Genomic DNA, 21,725 nt, shown 5'->3' on the forward strand with positions numbered 1-21,725 from the left:
GCACCGTCGGCTGGAGCAAGCTTGTCCCATCCCTGTGCTCCAATCCCGTCATGCATGTCGTCGTCACAGGCGCACTTATTGAGAACGGCGCGGTCCTGCTGGTACACCGCAGCCCGACCCGCCGGGCATACCCGGATCTCTGGGATCTGCCCGGGGGGCATGTCGACACGGGCGAGTCCGAACTACAAGCGCTCGCCCGTGAGATGCGCGAGGAGCTCGGTGTTCAGATCGTGGCGGAGTCCGCCTCACGGTTGGGCGACTGGCATGCCGGCAGTGGCGAGGACGCCGTTCACGTGGGCGTCTGGCAAATTGGAGACTGGGTCGGCTCCCCCACCAACCGCGCACCCGAGGAGCATGACGACATCGCTTGGGTCGGGATCAACGAGCTGGGTGGCCTTCCCCTGGTGTTCGGCGACCTGGCGGCGCTGCTTCGGGACGGGACGCCTTGAGCCCTATCTGGCAACCAGGGGCCTGACACCCTGGGGAGTCGACCTCTCACCCGAGATGATCCGCGTGGCTCGGCGTGACCATGCGACCTTCCGGTTCAATGTTGCCGACCTGCGTGAGCTGCCCTTCGAGGATGCGTCGCTGGTAGGTGTGGTCTGCTGGTACTCCCTCATTTTCCTGGCCCCGGCCGATCGACCGGCGGCCTACGGCGAGCTGTGTCGCGTCGTCAAGCCGGGTGGGTATCTGGTGACCGCCTTCAAGGCCGGACCCAGTCAGGTCCGACGCGCGGGTGGCAGCACCAGCCTTGGCGTCGAGTTCGACCTCTACTGGCAGACGCCGCAGGAGATGGAACGAAGCGTCTCGGACGCTGGCTTCACGACAGTGTTCTGGGGCGGCGTGCCCGCCGATGCACCAGGCCCTAAGAAGCAAGGCCCGGGCGAATGCATCCCGTTGACAACATCACCCGCATCCCAATACGCTTAACACACTGGTTAAGTGAAGGAGCTCACGATGGCTGGCACCGATCAGCTCAGCGCGGTGTTCTCGGCGCTCGCCGACCCGACTCGACGGGCAATCGTCGCCGAGTTGGCCGAACGCGACGCCACGGTCACCGAACTCACCGCTCCTCTGTCCATCTCGATGCCAGCGGTGTCACGGCACCTGAAGGTGCTCGAACGCGCCGCGCTCATCTCGCGGTCACGGTCGGGCAAGTGGCGCGCGAGTCACCTCGAAGCTGCCCCGCTGCGCGAGGCAGCCGACTGGATCGAGCGCTACCGGCGGTTCTGGGACTCGTCCCTCAACCGCCTCGATGCCCACCTCGCCGCGGTGCAGGCCGCCGGACCGGCGACGGACCGGATGGCCGACGACCCCAGGGAGCCCGAATGACCACCGAAACTCCGCAGCTCGTCGTCTCTCGCGTGTTCGACGCGCCGCGGGAGCTCGTCTACCGAGCCTTCACCGATCCCGACCATCTGGCGGCGTGGTGGGGCCCGACCGGCAACTCACTGCCGCGCGACGAGATCGAGTTCGACGTACGCCCCGGCGGCTTCCAACGGTGGACGGAGGTCAGCTCAGCCCAACCCGAGCTTCGGGTGCACGTCCACGTCGACCTCACGGACGTCGCCGACGGCGAACTGCTCCAAGGCGTCATGCACGTCGGTGGCCGGCTGCAGGAGGGCGTCGAGCCGTTCGAGACGAGACTCCGGGTCGAGTTCCACGACGAGGCGGGCGGACGGACGCGACTGGAGATCCGCCAGTGGCTCCCCGAACATCTGGCGCGCCCCAGCGAGGAGGGCTGGCGCCAGGCGTTCACCAAGCTGGACGCCGCGCTGATGAATGCGCAGGCCGTTGCAACAAGTCATCGAGAGGCAGAGGCATGGCAAAGCTGATCTACGTGACCAACGTGTCGCTTGACGGGTACATCGAGGACGAACGCGGCGCGTTCGACTGGTTTCCACTCGGCGACGAGGTGTTCGCGTTCCACACCGACCTCCTGCGATCCGTGGGCACGTTTCTCTACGGGCGGGGCCTGTACGAGACGATGGCCGTCTGGGAGACCGACCCCGCTCTGGCGGCGCAGTCCGACCTCGCAGCAGCCTTCGCGAACGCCTGGCAGGCGGCGAGCAAGGTCGTCTACTCCACGACCCTCGACGCGGCCTCAACTGCGGACACTCGAATCGAACGCCGTTTCGACCCCGCCGCCGTACGCGAACTGAAGGCCACGGCCAGCAGCGATCTCACCGTTGGAGGTGCCGACCTCGCGGCGCAGGCTTTCAAGGCCGGGCTGGTCGACGAGTGCCAGCTGATGATCCTGCCGGTTGTCGTCGGCGGCGGCAAGCCAGGGCTGCCGACCGGCATGCGCACCGACCTTGAGCTCCTCGATGAGCGCCGATTCCCAAACGGGGTCGTACACCTGCGCTACCGCCCTCGCGGGCAGTGAACGACAGCCCTGCGAGGTTGGATGACGGCGGTGGCTCAGTGGCCACGGAACGCCTCCTCCAGCCACCATGAGCCGCGTGCCGCGCTGACCTTGGCGTCGACCACCAGTGGCCGGGTGCGGGGACCAGCGAGCCAGTGGCGTACCGGTCCGAGATCGTCGACGGTCCGGACGGTCAACCCGTCACAGCCGTAGCCACGGGCGATCGCGGCCAGGTCGGTTTCGGGGAAGGTGACCGTCTCCAACGGGTGCCCGTCCGGGCCGAAGTGGTGCACCTCGGCGCCGTACGCCGCGTCGTTGTAGATCACCACGACGAGCGGTGCCGCCAGCCGGACGGCGCTGACCAGTTCGGTCGCGGACATGACGAAGCCACCGTCGCCGACCGCCGCGACGGTGAGCCGGTCCGGCCGGGCGACCGCCGCGCCGAGTGCACTGGCCAGGCCGAGCCCGACCGACTGGAAAGCCTGGGTGAAACAGAACCCGGCCACGTCCGGCACGTCGAGCCACATGGACGGGTAGCCCATGAAGTTGCCCGAGTCGACCACCACCGTCCGGTCGGGCGGCAGCAGGTCGTCCAGGGCTGCCGACAGCGTCCTCGGGTCGATCGTCGCCGGGGTGCCCTGCCGCGCCGGCCCACCCTCGTCTGAGTACGGGACGGTCCGCCACCGGCCGTGGTCGCGAATCCGTTGCGCCAGCTCCGGCGTACGCCAGCCGCCGGGCCCGGCGTCCACGGGCCCCGCGGAGCCCAGTCGACCGAGTGCCGCCTCGGCGACCGCCGACACCTCGCCCGCCACCGTCAGGTCGACCGGGCGGTTCACCCCGAACGCGGCCGGGTCGTGGTCCACCTGGACGACGACGGCGGAGGGCGGGATCAGTTCACCGTGCCGGGTGGTCCACATGTTCAGCGTGCTGCCCCACGCGACGACCAGGTCCGCCGCGCCGATCAACTCGGCGGCGAGTGGGGTGGCGAAGCCGCCGGCCACGTCGATGTACCACGGATTCCCGGCGAACAGGCCCTTCGCCGCGGCGGAGACCGCGAGCAGTGCCCCGCACGCGTCGGCGAGCCGGGTCAGCGGTTCCCGGGCCGCCCGGGCGCCCCGACCCGCGATGAAGACCGGTCGACGTGCGGCCTGGAGCGCGGCCAGCAACGGCTCGACCTGCTGGACGGTGGCCGGGGTGGGCGCGACCGCAGGGACCGGGCCGGACCACGGTTCGGTCACGGTGAGCTGCACCTCCAGCGGGAGGCCCAGCACCACCGTCGCGCCCCGGGCGGCAGCCCGGTACGCCGCGCCCGCGTCCTCGGCCGCGTGTGTCGCGCGTACCCGATGGAAGTCGGCCCCGACCGCGGCGGCGAGCGCCGGCAGGTCGATGAAGAAGTTCGACCGCGGCGCGGTCGCCTCCGGGGCCAGGACCACCATCGGTGTACGGCTCTTCGCGGCCTCGGTGAGGCCGGTCAGCGCATTGGTGACGCCCGGACCCTGGTGCACCGAGAGCAGGCCCACCGTCCCGGAGGTGCGGGCGTACCCGTCCGCCATGCTCGCCGCGCCGCCCTCGTGGGCCGCCGCCACGAACCGGGCACCGGCCGCCACGAGCGCGTTCGTGACATGGAAGTTGCCGCTGCCGACCACCCCGAAGACGTGCCGTGCGCCGTGTTCGTACAGAACCCGGCCGACCACCTCGGCGACCCGCATCGGTGGCCCGCTCCTACCGTTCGACCAGCGCGAGGACCCGGCACGGGCTGCCGGATCCGGAGACGATCGGCAGCGGTCCGGCGATCACCACCGCGCCGGTCGTCGGCAACTGCGCCAGGTTGCGTAGCTGGGTCAGGCCGTACTTCTCCTGGCCGAGCAGGAACGAGTGGCACGGGAACGGCGGGTCGAACGAGTGTGCGGCGCCCGCATCGGTGCCGACCGTCTCCACCCCGACGCCCTGGATCGGCGACTCCTCCGCCAGCCAGCGGGCGCACTCGACGGAGATGCCCGGGGTACGCCCGGCGTTGGCGTACCGCTCCGGGTCGTCGCCGTACGCGTCCCAACCGGTGCGGTAGAGCAGCCAGCCGCCGGTGGGCAGGGCACCATGTTCCGCCTCCCACGCCTTGACATGCTCGACCTCGAGCAGGAAGTCACTGTTGTCGGCGGCGTCGGCCGCGTGGTCGATCACCACCGCCGGGGCGATCAACTGGCTCACCGGGACCTGCGCGACGTCCGCGCCCTGTTGACCGGAGACCCAGTGCACCGGCGCGTCGAAGTGGGTGCCGGTGTGCTCGCCGGTGGAGAAGTTGTTCCAGTACCAGGCCGGACCACGGTCGTCGTACCGGCTGATCTCGCTGAGCCGGAACGGCCAGGTCTGGCCGAACTGCTCGGGCAGACCCAGTATCGGGGTCTGGTCCGAGAGTGGGGCGGTGAGGTCGACAACCTGGATCCGGCCGCTGGAAAGAGCGGCGACAAACTCCTGCAGCACCGTCATGCGGCGACGGTACACCGCACTCACGATCCACGATGGATGCCCGGACCGGTCACGTGATCTGCTCGGCCAGCGCGACGATGATGCCTGCGGGGCCGCGGAGGTAACAGAGGCGGTAGCTGTTCTCGTACCGCACCACTTCGCCGACGAGCTCGGCTCCGTGTGGCCGCAGGCGGTCGAGGATGTCGTCCATGTCCTCGACGGCGAACATGACGCGATGCGCGCCCAGCGTGTTCGCTGGCGCCCGCGGGTCACCGTCTGGGCTCGACGGCGTGTGGTACCTGGTCAGCTCGAGCCGTCCGTGGCCGTCCGGGGTGCGCATCACCACAATGTCTGAGCGGACTCCCTCGAGCCCGACGAGGCGATCCACGGCGCTGCCCTCGACTGTCGCCTCGCCTTCGAACTCCAGGCCGAGTGCGACGAAGAACGCCCTGGCAGCCGCGAGGTCGTCGACGACGATGGCGATGTTGTCCATCCGCTGGATCGTCCCCCGCCCAGGTTGGGGGTCCCGCGGGTCGGCGTCTTCCATGAGCCACAGATTACAATTCCGCCATGGACGACCCCACCCGCGGCGTACGGATCAGACGCGGTGGCCCGGCCGACGCACCCGCAGTGCTGACCATGCTCGACTCCGCGGTGGCCTGGATGAATGATCGCGGCAACACCGAGCAGTGGGGCACGACGCCGTTCTCGGAAAAGCCCGAACGGGTCGAGCTGGTCGACCGGTATCTGACCGAGAACCTTCCGTTCATCGCGGAGATGGACGGAACGCCGGCCGCGGCATTGGTGTTGCATTCCGGGCCCGATCCGAAAGCACCGATCGCGCCTGCGGCAGAACCGGAGCGCTACGTCCGTCTCCTGGTTTCCGACCGACGATTCGCCGGCCGGAGCCTGGGTTCGGCCCTGTTGGCACACGCCGTCAAGGAGACTCGACGAGCGGGCGTGCGGTTGCTACGGGTCGATTGCTGGGCGGGCGGCGGTGGCGAGTTGGTGGCGTTCTACGAGCGCCACGGGTTCACCCCCACCCAGACCTTCCTGTCTGGGTCCTGGCCGGGTCAGGTGCTGTCCCAGCGGGTCGACTGAACCGCACTTCTTCACCGGAGCCTGGGCGCACACCGGGTCCGGCCCTTACCGCAGGACGGGGACGGGCCCGGCGCGGAGAGTGCTCCTCCGCGCCGGACCGCAGCACCCCTGTGGGGTCAGCCGACGCAGACGGCGATCCTGCCCGGGCCGGTGCCGGTGCCCTGGAAGCCGAAGGTGGTCGACTGCCGGCCGGCGATGCGTCCGTTGTAGCTCACGTTGGTGAACTGGACGGTGCCGCTGGTGCCGCTGGCCTGAGCGTTCCAGGTGCCGGCAACCGCGGCGCCGGCGGGCAGTTCGACTGTCACCTTCCAGCCGTTGATTTCCGACTTGCCGGCGGTGACAGTCACGGTCGCAGTGAAGCCCTCGGCCCACTGGTTGACCGCCACATCCGCGTAGCAGCCGTCACCGGTCGGAGGCGAGCTGTTCGGCGGAGGGGTGGTCGGAGGGGTGGTCGTCGGCGGAGGGGTGGTCGGCGGAGTGGTGGTCGGAGGAGGGGTCGTCGGTGGCGCGGTGGTGGGCGGGTTTGGCGCGCCGTTGGCCAGGCTGAAGGCCAGTTCGGGCTGGAACGAACCGGCCGTGTAGCGGCAGCCGTCAGCCTCTCCCGGCGGCTTCACCCAGAGGTACGCGTCGATGTTGCTGTCGCCGGTGTTGGTCGTCGGGTACTGCCCGATGCGCCGGTCGGTGTTGTCGTCGCCGCACCAGTCCCCGCTGGCCCCTCCGTTACGGCTGGTGTCGATGACCTGGCGCTTGCCCGAGATGCCCATGCCGTTGAGGGCGGAGATGACGTTCCGGCCGAAGTTCGCCTCACCGGAGGTGGAGTTGTAGTTCGACACGTTGGTGAAGAAGCCGTCGGCGTACTGCACGCCGGCGGCCCGGAGTCGGTTGGCCGTCTCCCCCGCGCTGTTCCAGGTGGAGTGACCGCCGTCGAGATACACCTTGGCGTTGGGGTTGGCGGACTTGATGGTCCGGGTGGCCGTCGAGATCGCGTCGTTGCGCGCGCTGATCTCGCCGCTGCTCAGGCACGTCAGCAGGGCCAAGGAGTCCGTTTCCAGGATGATGATGACGGTCTGGTTGCCCAGTCCCCTGGCGAAGTTGGACACCCACGTCTGGTACTGGTTGAGGTCCGGCGCCCCACCGGCGCTGGCCCCGCCGCAGTCCCGGTTGGTGATCTCGTACACCGCCAGCACCGGGATCTGCTGCGCCGCGTTGGCGGCGCCGATGTGCTCGGAGACCTCGGACTGCACTGTCGACGGGTTGAAGTTGGCGAACCAGCGGGCCTGCGGCTGGCTCGCGATCTTGTCGCGGATGACGGCGGTACGCGAGTCGCCGGGGTTCGCGGCGACCCAACGGACGACGGCCGAACTCGGGTCGCGGTAGAGCGAGCCGGACAGCGTGCCGGCGGAGGCGCTGCCGACGGTCAGGCAGACGCCCACGACGGTGGCGGCCGCGACGGCCGCCATGCTGATGGCCGCCGATCTGCGGCGAAGCGAGGAGAGGGTAGGCACGACGTGTTGCCTCCTGATCACATAGATGTTTCCACGTTCATGGGAGCGTTCCCAGGACGGTATCGGAGGTGTGCGCCCCTGCCAAGACGTGGAGGCCCGTCGATGAGCAGGACCTCGTCATCCGTCAAGGCGTGACGAATGCACACTGATGTTTGTCGATGTTGCCAGAACAGGCTCAGGCGTGCTGGAATGACTCACATCGCCGCAGCGCGGGGGCAACCGCGCTGGGAACGGCCAGCGCGGGAGCATCGCAGTGCCGGCAGCGCGCCGCTTGACGGACGCTCGCATGCCGCATCGCCGGGCCATCTCCAGGACGACGGGCATCGTGCCGGGCAGGCATCCTCGCCCGCCATGGCATTCCTCACTGCGCATCCCCCGACGGCCGACGCGCTCGACGTCTGACACGCCGTGCATCCGATCCGGTCCGTCAGCGCACCAGAACCGGCGACGAGGTGAGAGCAATCATGATTTCCCGAGAACGTTTCGCGGGTTGGTACCGAAACCGCTATGTGTGGGTGGCGGTGATCCTGCTGGTGGTGTCGGCCGGCGCGGTCATACTGCTCAACAGGGCCGACCCGGGGGCGAAGCCGGCCGATCTGCAGGGGCAGATCATGGCTCGGATGCGTACCACGCTCGAACAGGCGGACCCGGGGCAGCACAACCACGCCGGACACACTGCCCAGCAGGTGACCACCGAGAAGCCGGCAGTGATCTGCGGGGTCCGCGTCTACGGCTACGAGCCGGCCAAGGTCAGCGCGCTTGCCGACGTGCGGACGGTCTACGGCTTCCACCTCTGCGGGGTCGCCGAGCAGAAGCGCCCCTGGGACGTGGCGGTCAAGCTGGCCGGCCCCGTGATCATGGACATGTCCACCGAACCTCCGGGCATCCAGGTGGTCGAGGCGACGGCCGACGTCATGTTCACCGACCGGCTGCGCGAGATGTTCCCGGAGAAGTACGCGGAGTTGGCGCTCAAGGAGGCGCTGACCGACTCGGAGATGGCCGACCAACGCCGCCGGTACGACGCCGCAGCCGGGCTCTGAAGGCTATGCGAAAGTGCCGCTGGTGCGTGCCGCGATGCGAATGGTGGTCCCTGCGGGTCCGCTGACGACGAGGAGGTAGTCGGCCATCTGCCCGACCACCCACAGGCCCATACCTCCCGTTTCGGACAGGGGTGGTCGCTCGGTGCGCGGAAGGTAGTGCGCGGTGTTGAAGCCCGGCCCATGGTCGGTGACTTCACAGGTGAGCTGGCCATCCACGAGCAGGCGTAGGCCACCTCTGCCGCCCCCGTGCCGAATCACGTTGATCATCAGTTCGTTGACCGCAGTGACCCAGTTCTCGATCTCGTCGTGACCGAGGCCGCACCGGTGGCTGACGGCCTCAACCTCGCGTCGGACGCGGGTCAGGTCGGCGAGGGTGAACGACGTCGAGAGCAGCGGCTTCCTGGCGCAGGGAGCATGGTGGCCGAGCGGTGGATTCGCCACTGCTTCCCTCCCTGTCGGACGCGGAGCCGGTGAGCTTGTCGATGGCACGAGGGAAGACAGCTCTCCGGATCGGGTTCGCCGGACGATCAGTGCATCGATGTGACATGGGAAGATACCCCACCTCGGCGGCGCAACACTGTTGATCTCGCTGCTGGCATGCCGTCGGCGGTGTGCCGGCGTCTAGGCTGCCTGCGTGGCGGACGCCGAGCTGATGACCAATGACGAGCGGCTGCGTCGCATCGAGGCGATCACCGATGCCGCCCTGTCGGGGCTGCACGTCGCCGAGTTGCTCGACGAGCTGCTGGAACGCGTCCGGGACCTGCTCAAGGTCGACACCGCCACCATCCTGCTGCTGGACGAACACACCGGCGAGCTGGTCGCGACAGCGGCAAAGGGCCTGGAGGAGGAGGTACGTCGCGGTTTCCGCCTCCGGGTCGGACGCGGCTTCGCCGGGCGAGTGGCGGCGACACGTGCGCCGGTCACGATCCATGACGTCACGCCCGACGACGTGGTCAATCCCGTCCTGCTCGCCACGGGCGTACGTGCTCTGCTCGGCGTGCCCATGCTCGTCAACGGCGACCTCGTCGGCGTACTGCACGTCGGCTCCCTGGCCCTGCGGCGGTTCGGTCCCGACGACGTGCGGCTGTTGCAGCTGGTTGCCGATCGCGCCAGCCTCGCGGGTCGGGCCCGAGCGCAGGTCCTCGACCGGCAGGCAGCGCTGGCCCTGCAACGTAGCCTGCTGCCCGGCCGACTACCCGACATCCCCGGCCTGGACCTGGCCGCCCGGTACGTGCCCGGCCACGACCTGGGCATTGGTGGCGACTGGTACGACGTGTTCACGTTGCCCTCGGGTTGGCTGGGCGCCGTCATCGGCGACGTCTCGGGCCACGGACTTCCGTCCGCCGTCGTCATGGGACGCATCCGCAGCGCGCTGCGCGCCTACGCCCTCGATTCCGACGACCCCGCCCAAGCGCTGACCTCCCTCGACCGCAAGATCCACCATTTCGAAGCGGGCACCCTCACCACCGCCGTCTACGCCCTGATCACACCCGATCGCACGAGGGTGCACCTCTCCTCCGCCGGCCACCTGCCACCGCTGCTGGCTGTCCCCGGCCGTCCCACCGCGCTCGTCAACCTGACGGTGGACCGGCCACTCGGTGTGGGCCGACCATCAGCTACTCGCCGCAACACCGTGCTGGACCTACCGCCGGGTGCCGCGCTCATCTTCTACACCGACGGACTGATCGAACGCCGCACCGAACTGATCGACACCGGGATCGAGCGCCTCGCCGACGCCGTGCGGTCCGGGCCAGCCGAGGCGTTGTGCGACCACATCATGGCCACAACCGCGGAGGAGCACCCCAACGACGACATCGCACTCCTGGTCATCCGGCGCCAACCAGCATCTGGTTGAGCCGCTCGGGCAACCGATTCGGGATGAAGCAGATCGAGCAGTGGCCTATCGCCCGGTGCCCCGGTCCACCGCACCGGGGATGGGGGTGCTGTCCGGGAACGTGTCGTCGAGCAGCGCCACCCCGTCCTGGGGATGCGCGCGCTCGACCAGCTCGGACCGGGAGGCGCGCTTCTTGGCACGGTCAATGCTCATTGCCTGGTTGCGGTGCTGCTCCAGGGCCGGGTCGCACTGCCCATCGCGGTTGAACGACCACATCAGCATCGGCTCGCCCAACGGCAGCGAGTCCCCTGGGCCAGCGTCGAGGCGACCTGTGTGCCAGGTGTGCCAGGTCTTGCCGTAGCTGTTCAGCAACATCGCCATCAGCGCCCGCTCGGCGGGCTCCGGCAGCCCGGGGGCTACCAGCGAGGCACCGAGAATCTCGAAATTGTGCGGGTGCCAGTACCCGCGTTCGCCCTCGGGCAGCGTCCCGTACAGCCGTTCGGAGACGATGTACTCAATGCCGATGAGGTTGGCCCCGGCGGTGTTGCCGTCGAACAGCACGCACTGCAGGAAGTCGTCGTTGACCTGACGACAGTAGTGATGCGCCTCCATCTGCATCGACGGGTCGTCCTTCGCCGGGTGGAACCCGACGACGTACGCGTCGAAGCCCTTCAGCGGCGCCGTGTCCTGGAGTGCCTTGGAGCCGAGCGACAGCCCCTGGTGCCACAGGCTCGTCGACTCTCCCGGTGGTCGTAGCGGGCTTGGGCGCCGTTCCATCAATCACTCCTTCGCCAGAATCATGTCGTCTTCAGGCAAGGCTAGGTGGGCTGAGCACCGGCTTCCGCCTTTCGGGATGCCGCCCCGCGTTCGGGTGTTCCCTCTTCCCGGGTCCGTCGCCGCGTTGCCCACGCTCTGCAGATTCGACAGTGTGATGGACGGCCAACCCAACGTCGAGGCAGTGTCGCGGGAGCCAGCATGGGCGGCATGGGGTTTCCGGGGGGTGGCGGACGGGATCTGCTGGAACGCCGCGAGGACGTGCGGCAGGCGAACTTCCTGGAACTCTTCGTCGACCTGGTGCTGGTGTTCGCGCTCTCCGGAGTGGTTACCCGGGTGGTGCGGGACGCGACCGCGGCCGACCGCGTCGTGCAGTGGCGGTCGCTGGCGTACCTGCTGGTGCTCTGTCTTCCACTGCTCTGGTTGTGGATCACCACCGCGCACATCACCAGCTGGTTCGACCCCCGCCGCCGCAAGATCCAATGGCTGGTGCTGGCCAGCGCGTTCGGTCTGCTGGTCATGGCCTCGTCCCTGCCGTACGCGTTCACCGGCAAGGGCTGGTCGTTCGTACTTCCGTACGTGGTCCTGCACTGCGTCCGCCCGCTGATCCTGCTGCCCAGCCTGCACGGACACGCCCTACGGGCTCTCTACGCGAGATCGGTGCCATGGTGCGCGGCCGGGGCGGGCATCTGGGTGGCCGGCGCGCTGGTCGGTGGCGATGCCCGGGCCGCACTCTGGGCAGTCGCCGTCACCGTGGACATCGTGGCCGCCCAACTGCGCTGGCCGGTGTACGGCCGAGCCCGACCACCGGTCAGCGCCTGGGCCATGGACAGCGGCCACCACCTGCCCGAGCGCTACCAGCAGCTGCTGCTGATCGCCCTCGGCGAGAGCGTCCTGGCCGTGGGTATCACCTTCACCGACCTGCCCACCACCAGGTCCACGTGGGCGACGCTGGTGGTGGCGTACCTGTCGACAGTGCTGCTGTGGCGGATCTACTTCTACCGCTCCGGCCAGGTCCTCGCCGATGCGGTCGCCGCCGCCCGGGACCGGCTGGCCGCCGGCCGCGCCACAGGCATCGCCCATGTCGTCATGGTCATCGGCATCGTCACCACCGCCGTCGGTTACGAGATCGTCCTCGAACACCCCGCGGGCCGTCCGGAACCAGTGTGGCTCGCCACGATCCTCGGTGGTCCGGCGCTGTTCCTCTACGGCCGCATCCGCCTGGAACGGGTCGTGTTCAACCGGCTGTCGATCCGCCGCGTCGTAGCCATTGCCGCACTGGCGGCGGCTGCCGTACCGCTGCATCACGCCCCGCCGTTGACCGCCTCCGTCGCGGCCGCCTTCGTGCTGCTCGGTGTCGCTGTCGCCGACGCCCGCCACGCTGCCCACCAGCCGCCCGAGACACCTTCCCCGGCGCACTGAAACCACGCCACCCTGATGTCGTCGTCCGACCAGGCCTCTGCCGGCCCCCGGTGAGCGAGCACCGGCGCCGAGCCGGCATGGGCGGCGGTCAGCGGCTCATGGCCGAGACCGCGGGACCCCGGCCCTACCCCTGCGAAGGACCGTCGCCCGCGGTAGCGGCGCGCATTTCCTTGAGCACGTACGTGGCAGCCTTCTCGACGACGCGGACGCCCTCTTCCCGGCTCGCGTGATGGTCGGACAACACGGCGATCAGCCAGTCATGACGGGCCTGGTCGTCCCAGTAGCGCAGGACGATGATCGCCCGATCCCGTAACGGCAGGGTGGCGACCGCGTCCAGCAACGTCATGCGCAGTTCGGCCGGATGTTCCTCGCCCCGATCCGGCGGCGCCGACATCGCCAACTCGCTGCTGGAGCGACGCCGCTGCTGGTCGATCATGCAGCGCAGAAGTATCTTGCGGGCGTACGCGTGGGGCTCGTCGGCCCGACGGACCCGCCTCCAGTTGGCGTACACCTTGGCCAGCGTCGTCTGGGTGAGGTCCTGGGCGAGATGCCAGTCACGGCACATCAGGAACGCGGCGTCGCGCAGGCGGCCGGCGGCCGCCTGCGCGAACTCCACGAAGTCTTCGTCAGCCATTCGACCGGGCCAGCGTCGGGAAGTTCCTGGCACCGGTGACGACGAGTTCGGCGGGCAGTTTCGTTCCCCAGATCGGGTTGGCGGCGATCTCGGTCGCCTCTTTCACCGAGAGGACGGGCCGTGCCGGCACCGTCCCCTTGCTGTCCCACACCAGACAGGTGGAGACCATCAGGTCAACCCGGAGGCCACCGCGATGGTGCACGGTGACCACCTTGTTCTGTACGCAGTCATCGGGTATCTCGGTCAGCTCCACCGTCCCCGGGGGCGGATCGCCGTCGAGGTTGTCGCGGTAGATGGCGAGCCGCAGCATGCCCGGTCCATTGCCTCGGTCCAGGTAGACCTGGACGTACGGCATGTCGGGGCTCGCCCCGCTGCTCTGCAGACTCGCATAACCGCTGGTCTTTCCCCCCCTGGGCAGCAGCCGGGTCAGCAGTTCCAGAGCGCCCTGCGGTGTGGTGGTCAGCAGCTCACCGTCCGGCCCCGGCCCCATCCTCACGGTGTCGATCACAGTGGTCGAGGGTGTCGGTGGCGCCGGCCGAAAGGGGTCTCCTCGTTCCTTGTTGTCGCCCTCCAACCCGCCAGGTGCGCCGGCCGGGGACGGCGTGGCGGTGCCGACCGAGCCGCTCGGCAAACCCAGGTTCGGCCCGCCGGGCTGACCGGCGTCATCCGCACCGACGCCGAGCGGCCCGGCGGCCAGGCCGATCACGAGCAGCATCGCCAACGCCGACCCGCCAGCGCCGAACTGCGCCCGTCGGCGCTGGCGGCGCAGCCGGCGGCCCTGCACGATCGACTGCTGGACCAGGTCGCCCAACGGCGGGGCGGGGTGTCGGGCCAGGTCGTCCCTCAAGCGCCCATGAACGTCACCCATGTCCCGTACCCCTCCTCGGCCGGCCGCCCGCGATGGCGATCCGTCACCTGACCTGACGGGTTGGCCAGCCGATTCGGTTACCGCCTTTCGGCGCGAATCCTCAGCTGCCGTGTCACGTGGCAGGCGGTGACTTCAGTGCGTGGGCGTCCACCTCCGCAGGGTCACGCTGCCCTGATCAGGTGCGCTACTGCGTAAGGGCTGCCGTCGGGCTAACGGGGCAACTGGTGGCCGGTCCGATCAGCACGCAGCGAGCGCAGCGCCTCCACCACGGCGTCGGGTGCCCGCAACGGCACGAAATGGTCGGCGCCGGGTATCCGCACAAGGCGGCACCCGGGAATGCGTCGCGCGGCCTCGACGCAGGCCGGGACGAACGACTGGCGCTCGAGATCGCCGAGCAGCAGCACGCAGGGGGTGGCCACACTTTCCAGCCGGGACCACGCGTCGCCGTCATCGGTGAAGGCGTCGCCCCAGTTGAGCCAGAACCGAACCGCCGAGCGCAGCAGATCGACGACGAGCGGATCTCGGCCGGCGCGGGCCCACCGGGCGATGCCCTGTTCGAGGAAGATCTCCAGGTCGGAGCTGTCCGGCTCGTCGTCGGGATCGTTGGCGGGCGGGGCGCCAGAGATGCCGGGGCAGGCCAGCACCATCCCGCGGACCCGATCCGGCTCGGCGAGGGCGAGGTCGAGCACGGTGCCGCCGCCCATGCTGCAGCCGGCGAACAACGCCGGCCCGACCTCGAGCCGATCGAGCACCCGACGCAGGTCGTCCAGCCGGGAGAACCGCCCGGCCGGCGGTGCTGAGCGCGCGAAGCCCCGCACGTCGTACCGGATCAACCGGTGCTGCCCGGCGAGCCGCTCGCACACCGGGTCCCAGATGCGAGAGTCGCCAACGCCCGGATGCAGCAGCACGACGGGCGGAAGGCCACCCCCGGTGTCCTGGGCCCACACGGACCCGTCACCCACGTTGATGAACTGATCCACGGCTCCGAGCCTTCCACAGTCGAGTGACGCACAGGTCAGCAGGCGGTTCGAGCGTGGATGACCAAGTTCTGTGGTCGCGCCGGACTCCTACCGGGACGACCACCAGGTCGAGGAGGCGGTGACGGCGAACCCCAGGGACTCGTACAGCGGCTGGCCCAGCCGGGAGGCGGTCAGCGTGACCGGCAGCTCCGCCATCGGAGCCAGGGATCCCAGCATGACCGCCCGCCCCACACCACGGGACCGGAACGCCGGTGCGGTTCCGACCCAGTAGTGACTGCCGAGCCCAGCGTGCACGACAGTGACGCACACCCCGGCGATCTCGTCATCCAGGCTGGCGACGAACACGTCCACACCTGGTTCGTGGATCAACGCCGTCGGGAACATCTCGCCGGCCCGGTAGGGCACGAACCTGGCCAGCTCGAAAGCGGCGATCACGGTACGCTCCGCGGCTCGCAGGTCCTCCTCGCTTCGCAGCCGGATGACCGTCATCGCCGGCTCGGCCACGATGCCAGGCTGGCGCAGCATGACCGGCATCTGCCAGGAACGCATGTCGAGGTGGCGCAGATCCGTCGAGCTGAACGGGTCCTCGGCGTCCACCGGCCCGATCGCCCGGGCTGCCAGTTCGGTGATCTCGGCCAGTTCCTCACGACGGAGGTCGGGCTCCTGGATCAGGATGCGCAGGCCAGCACGCCCGTCGCCGACGACGGCGAGGAAGCCCCGCCGACGGAGCACCTCGTGGCCGCGGACCCGCCCGGTGGTGGCCCAGAAGGCAGCGGAGTTACGGGCCTGGCGCAGCGGCGCGTCGGAGGCGGACAGGGACCGGGCGCGTTCGTTCGCTTCTGTCGTCATGGCGGTAGGTGTCCCTTCGAAGGGGTCCACGTACGCTGCGACCGTCGACGCACGGTCAGAATTGTCTTCCACGGAAGGCAAGTTACCTTCCATGGAAGGCAAGATGCAACGTGGATGACGACCGCAGCACCCAGATCGTTGGTCAATGGCGACGCGAGCGACCAGACCTCGACCCCAGCCCACTGCTGATCATCGGTCGGTCCAGCGGCTGGCCGTCGTACTCGACGCAGCCCTACGGCCGTTCGCCGCGGCGGACCTCGGCAACGGTGAGTTCGACGTGCTCGCGGCGCTGCCTCACTCGTTCCAGGGTCGGTGGGCGACGGTGAGGATGTGAGTCGTCGGCCAGTCGAGGGGCTGGCCATCGAGGTCGGCGAGAGAGGCGACCGGCGCGATCCGGTTGTCGATCACCCACTCGTTGCGGACGGCGGTGCAGGCAGGACCGATCTCGAAGCCCGCTTCGGTCAGCAGGGTCGTCCACTCGGCGAAACTGAGGCCACAGAACTGTTCCTTCGTCTCGGAGAGCCAGTTGTCGGTGTAGTCCTTGCGGGTCAGGTAGTCCATCGCGGAGCCCAGCTCAAGCCGCACCGAGCCGTCGGGCAGCGCCTCGTAGTCGAAGGGGAACGCAAAGTCGACAGCGAACTGATCCAGCCGTGCCCGCGTCGACAGTCCGCCGACATACCGCCTGACCTCGGCGGAGTCGAGGCTGGCGAGGTCCCGGTGCGGCGATGGCGGGTTGTCGCCGTCATCCGCCACTAGTCGCAGGATCACCGGACGGTGGGGATCGTCCGGGCCACACACGTCGCTGTTGATCCAGACACCACCGGGCACGGTGTGGTCGTGGATGCGGCGGGCGAACTGCAACAGTGATTCCCGCTGCCGCCCGTACGACCAGATCTCATGGGTCAGCGCGAAGGTGAGGGTGGTGTCCACCGACCGGTCCTTGAAGACCGCGCCACCGAGGACGTTCCGGTGGAAGAAGTACACGTTGGCGTTGCGGAACACACCCTGCGCCTTCTTGTGCAGGCACTCCTGAAAGAGGTGTCGGGCGACCTCGACGCCGATGAGGTCACTCTCGTGCAGGCCGGTCTCCCGGTCGGCCAACTCCAGGACCGCCCCGGCGCCACAGCCGATATCCACGATCCGGCCGGGTTGCACGTACTGCCGGACGGCGTCCCACTTGCGCTCGGCGGCGCCGGCGAAGGCCTCCACGTAGGTCCGGTAGTCGCGGGTGACGGTAAGGCCCCCCTCGTCGCCGACGAGGGGGTCGTTGACCACCATCCGGATCTCGTCGACCAGGCGGTAGCGCTCGAAGACGTCGATCGTCGCCGGGTGCGTCAGCTTGCGCCACGTGTCGTCGCCAGCGGCCAGGCGCAGCAGGACATCCCAGGGCCGTTCGGGCGTGGTACGCAGCTCCGGGTCGGCCTCGACCTGCGCGATGGTGAAACCGAGCCGCTCGTACAGCTTGGCGACCTGCGGCGTCGAGCATGCCACCAGGGTGTCGGCAGGAGTGAGTTCGAGTCCGGTGGCTACCGCGATGTTCTTGAGGGTCACCTCGGCGAAGGCATCGGTGTACGCGGTGTCGAAGATCGGCACGACCACCGACCGCAGCCCACTCAACACGCTGAATCGCTCGATCGCGGCCTCCCGCCGGTGGTACGGGACCGGATTGCGCTTGGTGTTCTCGTGGTTGGCGGAGGTCACCGCCCAGACGATCGTGACAGCGCCGTCCTCGGCGAGCCGCCGCAGGTAGTCAGCCTGGAAGCAGGTCAGCAGGTGATGCCGCCCCGGAAAGAGCACGAAGCGGGTGGACGGGCCAGCCATGGTCACCCCACGTTTGTCCGGGCCGATGTGCGGCCCGCGATCATAACGGGAGGCTAGTTGCGGTCATCCGGCCGGGACGGCGACGACGCCGTTGCGCAGCTGCGACCGACGTGGCGCGGGGCGGCGCCTCAGCACGAGCCGTTGACCTGGCTGGCCGATCCGGTGTACAGGTACGCGTCGGGGACCCAGGTGCCGTCGGTCAGCTTGTTCCACAGGGTGCTGGCGCCCCAGCGGCCGGTCAGACTGGTGCCGTTCGACGAGCAGGCGATGCTCGCTGTGGCACCGTCCGCGAGCGAGCCGACGACGCCGTACCCGGTGCCCGGCCCGGACCGCCGGCTGATCGACGTGCCGCCGTTGCTGTCGACGATTCCCTGGGTGAAGCCGAGTGCGCCGTAGTTGTAGAGCGCCCCGCCGACGTAGACGCGTTTCGAGCCGTGCAGCGCGGAGCCCTCGTAGGCCGTGCTGCCCTCTCTCGGCACCCACTTGCCCAGGTTGTGGGTCGCGATCGCCACGTACGCGCTGTTCTGCCGGAGCCCCAGGTGCACGTGCCGGCTGCTGGCAGAGCCGCCGCAGGTGATGTCGGTGCCGGTGTCGCCGAGGTAGGTGCCCGCCGAGACGGACGCGCCGTCGACGTTGATGTTGTTCCAGAGGTGGTAGTAGTCCGTGGCGTACCCCCGGTCGTGGATCACCCGGATCCAGCCCTTGCACATCGTGTACGCGGTGCCGGCGCGCACGGCCAGCACCCGCTGGTCACCGCCTTGGAGATCGATCGAGCTGAACGGTCGCGGGGAGCCCGACCAGCCGTGCGGGCCACCTCGCAGGGTCCAGGACTGGCCGACGGTGAACGGCAGGCGCATGCCGGTGCGGAAGTCTCCGTTGGCGGCCAGGGTGCCGGGGGCTGTGAGAGCGGCCATTTCCTGTCGGGGGACGACGGAGGCGGGCGCGGCCGCGGTCAGTTCGGCGAAGGTGGCCTCCCCCTCGAAGGCGACCTGCCAGTCGCCGCGCTGGTGGCGGGCGACGAAGATCCAGCCGGACGGGTAGAGCCCTTCCTCCTGCGGAGCGACGAGCACCGCGGTGCCGAATGCCCAGGCCCGGCCGTCCCGGCGGGTGACGGTCACCCGGGTGTCGGCCAGACCGGCGGCGCGGGCTCCCTGGCCCGCCGCGACCGCGGCCTCCTCGAGCAGCCTGTGCTGCACGGCGATCGTGACGTCATTGGCCGGCGCGGCGTGGGCGCCGCTCGGCACGGTGCTGATCATGGTGGCAACGAGCAGCATCGCCGTGGCGGTACCGAGCCAGCGTTGAGTAATGATCATGTCCTCTCCAGAGGGGGTTGAGAGGCTGATGTATACCGCAGGACGCTATACCGCAGATCGATCTTTGTCTATGAGCGAGAGGGCGCGCTAGCCGGCGGTGGCCTCACGCTGGATCTGCCCGAACTGGGCGGCCATCGCGGCGGACAGGGCTTGCGCTGCGGACAGCGGGCGAACCATCACGGTGAACTCGTCGATCAGGCCGTTCTCGTCCAGGTGCAGGAAGTCGCAACCTTCGACGGCGACGTCGCCGATCCGCGCCTCGAACACCAGCGCGTGATCGCGATCGTCGTCACCGCTCAACTCACGGACGTACCGAAAGTCCTCGAACACCCGCAGCACGCCCCGCAGGATCGCCGCGGTGATTGCCTTGCCCGGATACGGCTTGAACGCCACCGGGCTGCGAAAAACCACATCGTCGGCCAGGGCCGCACTGATGGCATCGGGATCGCGTGCCTCAACCGCCGCGCGAAAGTCGATCACCACGCCAGCGTACGGGTTTCCTGACCACCGGTCACCCAGTGATCGTTGAGCCGGCACCCGTTGGAGCTGCTGCCTGGAACCAAGCCGGTCATATCTGGTGGACGACCTGGACCGGCTGTGCCAGCCTGACCGGAGGCCGCCACCACGGGGCCCGGTGCCATGACGGATTGAACCGACCGACGGGAGCACGGCGATGCGAGGACTCGAAACCTTCCCGCCCATCCGGACGCGAGATTTCGAGGACCCGTCAGCCCATGCAGACCATCAACCTTGGCATCGTCGCCCACGTCGACGCCGGTAAGACCAGTCTGACCGAACGCCTGCTGCACGCCACCGGTGTCACCGACCGGCTCGGCAGTGTCGACGCGGGCACCACGCAGACCGACACCGGCGAGATCGAGCGCCGCAGGGGCATCACCATCCGCAGCGCCGTCGCCGCGTTCGGATTACCCGACTGCCAGGTCAACCTGCTCGACACCCCCGGGCACAGCGACTTCGTGGCCGAGGTCGAACGCGCGCTCGGGGTGCTCGACGCGGCGATCCTGGTGCTGTCGGCCGTCGAGGGGGTGCAACCGCACAGCCGGCGGATCATGCGAATCCTCCGGTCACTCCGGCTACCCACGCTGATCTTCGTCAACAAGATCGACCGGAGGGGTGCCCGCACCGACGAGCTGGTCGCGGACGTACGACGGCTGCTCACCCCGGCCGTCGCCCCGCTGGGCACGGTCCGCGTGCCCGGCACCCCCGAGGCCGCCTTCCGGCTCGACGATCCGCAGTACGACCGCAGCGCCGCCTACCGGCTCGCCGAGGCCCTCGCCGAGCACGACGACGAGCTGCTGGCCACCCTCGTGGACGACCTGCCACCCGACGCCGATCGGATCGACAAGTCGCTTCGGGTCCAGGTAGCGGCCGGGCAGGTCCACCCCCTGCTGTTCGGCTCGGCGCTGTCCGGAGCCGGCGTACCGGAACTGCTGGACGCTATCGCGGCCCTGCTTCCGGCGTCGCCACCGGCGGAGCCCGAGCCGCGGGCCCGGGTCTTCGCCATCGAACGCGACCCCGCCGGCGAGCGGGTGGCGTACCTGCGGTCGTACGGCGGGGAGCTTCGGGCCCGCCAGCGGGTCATCGCGTACCGCCGGGAGCCGGACGGCCAGATCACCGCGACCCGCGCCCGGATAACCCGGCTCGACGTGATCGGCGCGCCCACCGACCAGGCCGAACCGACCGGCCGGGACGACCTGCCGGCCGCGCTGACCGCCGGGTACATCGCCCGGGTCACCGGCCTGACCGGGGTACGCCTCGGCGACCAGCTCGGCAGCTCGGCCGGCCTCGACGGGCGGTCGTACTTCCCGGCACCGACCCTGGAGGCGGTGGTGCGACCCCGCGACCCGGCCCGGACGCTGGCGCTGCACGCCGCGTTGCTGGACATCGCGGACACCGACCCGTTCATCCGGACCCGGGTGGCCCCGGATGGCGGCACGAGCGTGCTGCTCTACGGCGAGGTGCAGCGCGAGGTGCTGGCCGCCACGCTGGCCGAGGCGTACGGGATCGAGGCCGAGTTCGGGGCGGGCCGGCTCATGCACGTCGAGCGGCCAACCGGCACCGGCTCGGCGGTGGAGATCATCGGGCACGGTTTCTTCGGCACCGTCGGGTTCCGGGTCGAGCCCGGCTCCGCGGTGGACTATCGGCTGGAGGTCGAGCTCGGCTCGCTGCCGCTGTCGTTCCACAAGGCCATCGAGGAGGCCACCCGGGCCGCCCTCGACCAGGGTTGTCACGGCTGGCCGGTCACCGACATCCGGGTAACCCTCACGCACAGCGGCTACTGGTCGCCGATCACCACGGCCGGGCACTTCCGGGACCTGGCGCCGTACGTCCTCATGCAGGCGCTCGCCGGGGCCGGCACCCGGGTCTACGAGCCGTGCCGGCGGTTCGAGGCGGACATACCGGCCGACCGGCTCGGCGCTGTCACGTCGTACCTGGGCCGGCTCGACGCCCGCATCGACGGCACCGACGAGATTGCCGCCGGCTGGCGGATCGGCGGGGTGCTGCCGGCGCGGCTCGAACCGAAGGCGCAGCGGCGGCTGCCGGACCTGTCAAGCGGGGAAGGGCTGTGGTCGTCGGTGCCCGGCGGCGACCGCCTGGTGTCCGGTGACCCGCCGCACCGACCCCGCACCGACGGCAACCCGTTCGACCGGGTGGAGTACCTGCGCTTCCTCGCCCAGCCGAGGAACCGAAACTGAAAGGGCCCGCGCGAGATGCGCGGGCCCTTTCAGAATGCG

22 protein-coding genes and 1 pseudogene are annotated in these 21,725 nt (G+C 69.5%); 10 read left to right on the plus strand and 13 right to left on the minus strand.

Going from position 1 to position 21,725, the window contains the following annotated elements; all coding sequences use genetic code 11:
- Positions 1 to 50 precede the first annotated feature (50 nt).
- From FBZ33_RS33420 to FBZ33_RS18650, 5 genes and pseudogenes are all read left to right on the plus strand, one after another.
- Positions 51 to 449 (plus strand): NUDIX domain-containing protein, encoded by a 399-nt coding sequence (locus FBZ33_RS33420; protein ID WP_141910065.1) that lies wholly within the window; start codon positions 51 to 53, stop codon positions 447 to 449.
- Positions 433 to 930: pseudogene (locus FBZ33_RS18635) on the plus strand (class I SAM-dependent methyltransferase); the annotation flags it as partial. The gene FBZ33_RS33420 and the pseudogene FBZ33_RS18635, both read left to right, overlap by 17 nt.
- A gap of 27 nt (positions 931 to 957) precedes the next feature.
- Positions 958 to 1,332, plus strand: coding sequence for a helix-turn-helix transcriptional regulator (locus tag FBZ33_RS18640; protein ID WP_141910067.1), 375 nt, complete (start codon positions 958 to 960; stop codon positions 1,330 to 1,332).
- Positions 1,329 to 1,835, plus strand: a complete 507-nt coding sequence (locus FBZ33_RS18645; protein ID WP_141910068.1) for an SRPBCC domain-containing protein — start codon at positions 1,329 to 1,331, stop codon at positions 1,833 to 1,835. The genes FBZ33_RS18640 and FBZ33_RS18645 overlap by 4 nt, the downstream gene beginning before the upstream one ends.
- Positions 1,823 to 2,386, plus strand: a complete 564-nt coding sequence (locus FBZ33_RS18650; RefSeq protein WP_141910069.1) for a dihydrofolate reductase family protein — start codon at positions 1,823 to 1,825, stop codon at positions 2,384 to 2,386. The genes FBZ33_RS18645 and FBZ33_RS18650 overlap by 13 nt, the downstream gene beginning before the upstream one ends.
- A 35-nt stretch (positions 2,387 to 2,421) precedes the next feature.
- Here FBZ33_RS18650 and FBZ33_RS18655 read toward each other — a convergent pair whose 3' ends face one another.
- From FBZ33_RS18655 to FBZ33_RS18665, 3 genes are read right to left on the minus strand one after another with little or no spacing between them, the layout of a single operon-like run.
- Entirely contained in the window at positions 2,422 to 4,074 is a 1,653-nt protein-coding gene (locus FBZ33_RS18655; protein WP_141910070.1) for a thiamine pyrophosphate-binding protein, read from the minus strand.
- Positions 4,075 to 4,087: 13 nt separating this feature from the next.
- Positions 4,088 to 4,849, minus strand: a complete 762-nt coding sequence (locus FBZ33_RS18660) for a cyclase family protein (protein ID WP_141910071.1) — start codon at positions 4,847 to 4,849, stop codon at positions 4,088 to 4,090.
- 49 nt (positions 4,850 to 4,898) lie between these two features.
- Positions 4,899 to 5,321, minus strand: a complete 423-nt coding sequence (locus FBZ33_RS18665; RefSeq protein WP_141910072.1) for a VOC family protein — start codon at positions 5,319 to 5,321, stop codon at positions 4,899 to 4,901.
- Positions 5,322 to 5,467: 146 nt separating this feature from the next.
- Here FBZ33_RS18665 and FBZ33_RS18670 point away from each other — a divergent pair, with 146 nt between their 5' ends.
- A complete protein-coding gene (locus tag FBZ33_RS18670; RefSeq protein WP_255509138.1) occupies positions 5,468 to 5,929 on the plus strand; it encodes a GNAT family N-acetyltransferase in 462 nt (153 codons plus the stop codon).
- A 116-nt stretch (positions 5,930 to 6,045) separates the two neighbouring features.
- Here the strand turns inward: FBZ33_RS18670 and FBZ33_RS18675 are convergent, their stop codons facing one another.
- Positions 6,046 to 7,389, minus strand: coding sequence for a glycoside hydrolase family 6 protein (locus FBZ33_RS18675; protein ID WP_141912783.1), 1,344 nt, complete (start codon positions 7,387 to 7,389; stop codon positions 6,046 to 6,048).
- Between the two features lie 509 nt (positions 7,390 to 7,898).
- On the opposite strand from FBZ33_RS18675, the gene FBZ33_RS18680 reads away from it, so the two are divergent.
- Positions 7,899 to 8,474: a hypothetical protein gene (locus FBZ33_RS18680; protein WP_141910074.1), complete on the plus strand. Its 576-nt coding sequence runs from the start codon at positions 7,899 to 7,901 to the stop codon at positions 8,472 to 8,474.
- Between the two features lie 3 nt (positions 8,475 to 8,477).
- On the opposite strand, the gene FBZ33_RS18685 is transcribed toward FBZ33_RS18680, so the two are convergent.
- Positions 8,478 to 8,915, minus strand: a complete 438-nt coding sequence (locus tag FBZ33_RS18685; protein WP_185755335.1) for an ATP-binding protein — start codon at positions 8,913 to 8,915, stop codon at positions 8,478 to 8,480.
- A 193-nt stretch (positions 8,916 to 9,108) separates the two neighbouring features.
- On the opposite strand from FBZ33_RS18685, the gene FBZ33_RS18690 reads away from it, so the two are divergent.
- Positions 9,109 to 10,329, plus strand: coding sequence for a PP2C family protein-serine/threonine phosphatase (locus FBZ33_RS18690; protein WP_141910076.1), 1,221 nt, complete (start codon positions 9,109 to 9,111; stop codon positions 10,327 to 10,329).
- Positions 10,330 to 10,374: 45 nt separating this feature from the next.
- On the opposite strand, the gene FBZ33_RS18695 is transcribed toward FBZ33_RS18690, so the two are convergent.
- Positions 10,375 to 11,085, minus strand: coding sequence for an OBAP family protein (locus tag FBZ33_RS18695; RefSeq protein ID WP_141910077.1), 711 nt, complete (start codon positions 11,083 to 11,085; stop codon positions 10,375 to 10,377).
- 207 nt (positions 11,086 to 11,292) lie between these two features.
- Here FBZ33_RS18695 and FBZ33_RS18700 point away from each other — a divergent pair, with 207 nt between their 5' ends.
- On the plus strand, positions 11,293 to 12,504 hold the full coding sequence (locus FBZ33_RS18700) for a low temperature requirement protein A (protein ID WP_185755336.1): 1,212 nt from the start codon (positions 11,293 to 11,295) through the stop codon (positions 12,502 to 12,504).
- A 124-nt stretch (positions 12,505 to 12,628) separates the two neighbouring features.
- On the opposite strand, the gene FBZ33_RS18705 is transcribed toward FBZ33_RS18700, so the two are convergent.
- From FBZ33_RS18705 to FBZ33_RS18740, 7 genes are all read right to left on the minus strand, one after another.
- Positions 12,629 to 13,138 (minus strand): sigma factor, encoded by a 510-nt coding sequence (locus FBZ33_RS18705; RefSeq protein ID WP_141910079.1) that lies wholly within the window; start codon positions 13,136 to 13,138, stop codon positions 12,629 to 12,631.
- Complete coding sequence (locus tag FBZ33_RS18710) at positions 13,131 to 14,006, minus strand: hypothetical protein (protein ID WP_141910080.1); 876 nt, start codon at positions 14,004 to 14,006, stop codon at positions 13,131 to 13,133. The genes FBZ33_RS18705 and FBZ33_RS18710 overlap by 8 nt, the downstream gene beginning before the upstream one ends.
- A gap of 209 nt (positions 14,007 to 14,215) precedes the next feature.
- The gene (locus FBZ33_RS18715; protein WP_141910081.1) at positions 14,216 to 14,986 is read right to left on the minus strand and encodes an alpha/beta fold hydrolase; all 771 of its coding nucleotides are present in this window, start codon (positions 14,984 to 14,986) and stop codon (positions 14,216 to 14,218) included.
- Between the two features lie 87 nt (positions 14,987 to 15,073).
- Positions 15,074 to 15,835 carry a GNAT family N-acetyltransferase gene (locus FBZ33_RS18720; protein WP_141910082.1) on the minus strand — a complete coding sequence of 254 codons (762 nt, stop codon included), beginning with the start codon at positions 15,833 to 15,835 and terminating at the stop codon, positions 15,074 to 15,076.
- A gap of 294 nt (positions 15,836 to 16,129) precedes the next feature.
- Entirely contained in the window at positions 16,130 to 17,656 is a 1,527-nt protein-coding gene (locus tag FBZ33_RS18730) for a methyltransferase domain-containing protein (RefSeq protein WP_141910083.1), read from the minus strand.
- A 128-nt stretch (positions 17,657 to 17,784) separates the two neighbouring features.
- A complete protein-coding gene (locus FBZ33_RS18735; protein WP_185755337.1) occupies positions 17,785 to 18,969 on the minus strand; it encodes a peptidase M23 in 1,185 nt (394 codons plus the stop codon).
- An 87-nt stretch (positions 18,970 to 19,056) separates the two neighbouring features.
- Entirely contained in the window at positions 19,057 to 19,449 is a 393-nt protein-coding gene (locus FBZ33_RS18740) for a nuclear transport factor 2 family protein (protein WP_141910084.1), read from the minus strand.
- A gap of 254 nt (positions 19,450 to 19,703) precedes the next feature.
- Here FBZ33_RS18740 and FBZ33_RS18745 point away from each other — a divergent pair, with 254 nt between their 5' ends.
- Positions 19,704 to 21,686 (plus strand): GTP-binding protein, encoded by a 1,983-nt coding sequence (locus tag FBZ33_RS18745; RefSeq protein WP_141910085.1) that lies wholly within the window; start codon positions 19,704 to 19,706, stop codon positions 21,684 to 21,686.
- Positions 21,687 to 21,725: the final 39 nt, after the last annotated feature.

The organism is Micromonospora sp. A202, assembly GCF_006715105.1.
GTDB classification, from domain to species: domain Bacteria; phylum Actinomycetota; class Actinomycetes; order Mycobacteriales; family Micromonosporaceae; genus Micromonospora; species Micromonospora zamorensis.